This is a genomic window from Synechococcus sp. BA-120 BA3 (genome assembly GCF_034931285.1).
Taxonomy (GTDB): Bacteria; Cyanobacteriota; Cyanobacteriia; order PCC-6307; family Cyanobiaceae; genus Cyanobium.
The window spans coordinates 1-3148 of record NZ_JAYGHZ010000114.1 but is presented as its reverse complement, the minus strand read 5'-3'; the positions used below and the strand labels follow the sequence as shown (position 1 = coordinate 3148).

Annotated in this window: 2 protein-coding genes and 2 pseudogenes; 3 read left to right on the top strand and 1 reads right to left on the bottom strand. The window is 70.1% G+C overall.

Going from position 1 to position 3148, the window contains the following annotated elements:
• From VB737_RS06095 to VB737_RS06085, 3 genes and pseudogenes are all read left to right on the top strand, one after another.
• Window positions 1-449, top strand: a 449-nt coding sequence (locus tag VB737_RS06095) for a lysylphosphatidylglycerol synthase transmembrane domain-containing protein (protein ID WP_500311992.1), incomplete at its 5' end; no start/stop codon positions are given.
• A pseudogene (locus VB737_RS06090) lies at window positions 368-1276 on the top strand (acyltransferase family protein); the annotation flags it as partial. The gene VB737_RS06095 and the pseudogene VB737_RS06090, both read left to right, overlap by 82 nt.
• A gap of 112 nt (window positions 1277-1388) precedes the next feature.
• Complete coding sequence (locus tag VB737_RS06085; protein WP_500311990.1) at window positions 1389-2462, top strand: SGNH hydrolase domain-containing protein; 1074 nt, start codon at window positions 1389-1391, stop codon at window positions 2460-2462.
• 492 nt (window positions 2463-2954) lie between these two features.
• On the opposite strand, the pseudogene VB737_RS06080 reads toward VB737_RS06085, so the two are convergent.
• Window positions 2955-3148 (bottom strand): annotated as a pseudogene (locus VB737_RS06080) (photosystem II D2 protein (photosystem q(a) protein)); the annotation flags it as partial.

Sequence of the window (3148 nt, the reverse complement as noted above, 5' to 3'; positions counted from 1 at the left end):
GGCACACCGCCTGGAGCATCACCACCGCCACGATGAGCTACTCAAACCACACCCTGCTGCGGGAGGCCCTCGGGGCGGTGGGCCGGCTGCGGCGGCTGCTGCGGCCCTGGCCCCTGCTGGTGGGCACCGCCCTGGCGTCGCTGGTGTGGCTGATCGAGGCGTCGGCGCTGATGGGCCTGCTGCAGCTGCAGGGGGATCCCCTGGCCCTCACCCAGGCCGCCGTGATCCGCACCGCCATGGCCCTGGGCGGTGTGCTGTCCTTCCTGCCGGCGGGGGTCGGCACCGCGGAGGCCACAGCCATCGGCCTGGCGGTGGCCTTTGGCGTCGAGCGGCCGACGGCGCTGGCGGTGACCCTGGTGCTGCGGGTGTGCACCGTGCTGCTGCCCACCGCGGTGGGCCTGGTGGTGCTGGGCCGGCATCGGGACGGTGGCGAGGCGATGCCGGCGTGAGCGACACCCCCCTCTCCTCCGGGGCCGGCTACCGGGCCGAGATCGACGGCCTGCGGGCCCTGGCCGTCGTGGGCGTGATCCTCAACCACATCGACGACCGGCTGCTGCCCAGCGGCTACCTGGGGGTGGACATCTTCTTCGTGATCTCCGGCTTCGTGATCACCGCGTCCCTGACGCGCCGGCCGGCCCGCTCCCTGGGGGATCTGCTGCTCGACTTCTACAGCCGGCGCCTGAAGCGGCTCGTGCCGGCCCTGCTGGTCTTCGTGGTGGTGGTGGGATTCCTGTCCTGCCTGGTGATCCCCCGTCCCCATACGGCCCTGCGCACGGGGATCAGCGCCCTGTTCGGCTTCTCCAACATCTACCTGCACGGCCAGGCCACCGACTACTTCGGCACCGCCACCAAACTCAACCCCTTCACCCACACCTGGTCCCTGGGGGTGGAGGAGCAGGTCTACCTGCTGCTGCCCCTGGTGGCCTGGCTGACGGGCTTCGCCCGGCCCGGAGCCGGGGGCCATAGGGCCCTGTTCGGGGTGATGGGCGTGGCCTCGCTGGCGTCCCTCGTCGCCTTCGTGCAGCTCTATCCCACCCAGCAGGCCGCCGCCTACTTCCTGATGCCGCCGCGGCTCTGGGAGATGGGGGCGGGCTGCCTGCTGTTCTGCCTCGGCGGCGTCTGGCCGGCCGCCCTCGCCCTGGTGGGGGTGATGCTGCTGCCGCTGGCCTGGGCGGTTCCAGCCACGGTGGCCGCCGTCGTCCTGACCACCCTGCTGATCGCCAGCCTGCGGCAGGGGACCGCCGCCTACCGCTTGTTCAGCCTGCCGGCCCTGGTGCGGGTGGGGCTGATCTCTTACTCCCTCTATCTCTGGCACTGGGGGGTGCTGTCCCTGAGCCGCTGGACGGATCGGCCTGCACTGGTGGTCGCTGCCGTTCCAGATCGGCCTGATGGTGCTCCTGTCGCTGGCCTCCTACCGCTGGGTCGAGAAGCCCCTGAGGCAGGCCAGCTGGGCCCCGCGGCGGGACCGGACGATCGCCATCGGGGTGGGCGGCCTGGCCGCCGGGGCAGGGCTGCTCATCGCTGTCGACAACCTGCCTCCGTTCAGCCTGTACGCCGGCCGCAACCCGATCCCCGCCGGCATGGGGGTGGAATCGCTGATCGATCCCTATCGGGTGGCAGGTGCCGCCGGAACCTGGCAGGGATCCCCCTGCGTGCTGGCCAACGACGGCGAAGCGGACAAGACCATCGCCATCGAGGACTGCACCCTCGGGAACTTCGCCACGGCCCGCCACCGGGTGCTGGTGGTGGGCAATTCCTTCTCCGCCAGCTTCGCGGGCGCCTTCGACGCGCTGGTGGCCAGCGACGACTACGCGGTGACGATCACCTCGGCCTGGGCCGCCTCCCCGGTGGGCAACTTCGCCGCCCTCGGCGGCGGCGGCCCCTTCGCCGCCACCAACCGCGCCTACTGGAACCGAGTGGTGCCGGCTCTGGTGGCGCAGCTGCGCCCGGGCGACTGGGTGTTCCTCGTCAACGACATGGTGATGTTCTCGCCGCCCAGCCAGGGGCCGGGCAACCGGCTGATCCTGCAGACCCTGGGGGTGGGCCTCAGCGACTTCTCAGCCAGCCTGGCGCAGCGCGGCGTGCGCCTGGCCGTGCTCAACGGCCTGCCCTTCGCCCGTGAGGCGAACTGCCATCCCGCCAGTGCCTTGCCCCAGTGGTTCTCCCCCTTCGGCGGCCCCTGCGAGATGCCGGGCCGGGCGGAATCCCTGCGGCGACGCCAGCCCCTCGACGACCTGCTGGGCGACCTGCAGACCCAGGGCACGCTGCAGGTGGTCGACCTGTTCGACATGTTCTGCCCCGAGGGAGAGTGCACCTATCGAGCCCGGGGCGGGGAGATCCTCTACCGGGACGAGCATTCCCATCCTTCGAAGCAGGCGGTACGGCTGGCCGCGCCCCTGATCCGGGACGTGCTGAGGTCCCCGGCACCAGCACCGGGGAGACCAACGGCTGAGGGGCCCTGAGGCCAAAGCCGGAATGAACGATGCCCCCGACACCGGGGACTCCAGGGGTACCTGGAACCACGGTCTCGGGGGCTCTCGCCGGGTCCGCTCTGGCGCGGAACCGATGGATCAGGATTCAGCGGCCGTGATCAGCCGGCATTCTCCGCGATCTGCAGACCCTGGATGGGACAACTTGGGGTCATGGACACCTCCTCCTGTGGGTTGGATGCCAGCCGGCGACGCCTGCGGCAAGCACGGAAAACGACCGAGGCCGGAAAGACTCCACCGCGTGCAGGTCCTGCGAACGATCCACCGATGCCGATGCGGCAGTGGGGAGTCACCGGGCCAACGTCGCGGGGCTCTCCGATCAGGCGTTTCCGTCGATCACCACGTCACTGCTGACGGAACCCCGCCATCGTAACCAGCTTTTAGGGCAGGCGAGGAGGGGGGCATGAGTACGGAGGCCATGAAAAAAGCCCCCGTGGAGGGGGCCGGAAATCCATGGAAGGGGGATCAGAGCGCGTTGCCGCGGGGCAGAACCTCTTCAGGGAAGATGAAGTTTTCGTGCGGCTGGTCGGCGGGGGCCATCCAGGCACGCAGACCTTCGTTGAGCAGGATGTTCTTGGTGTAGAACGTCTCGAATTCAGGATCCTCCGCCGCGCGGATCTCCTGGCTCACGAAGTCGTAGGCCCGCAGGTTGAGGGCCA

Excerpts from the sequence above, each read along its gene's own strand:
- VB737_RS06085 (WP_500311990.1), top strand. The coding sequence starts at position 1,389 with ATGGTGCTCCTGTCGCTGGCCTCCTACCGCTGGGTCGAGAAGCCCCTG.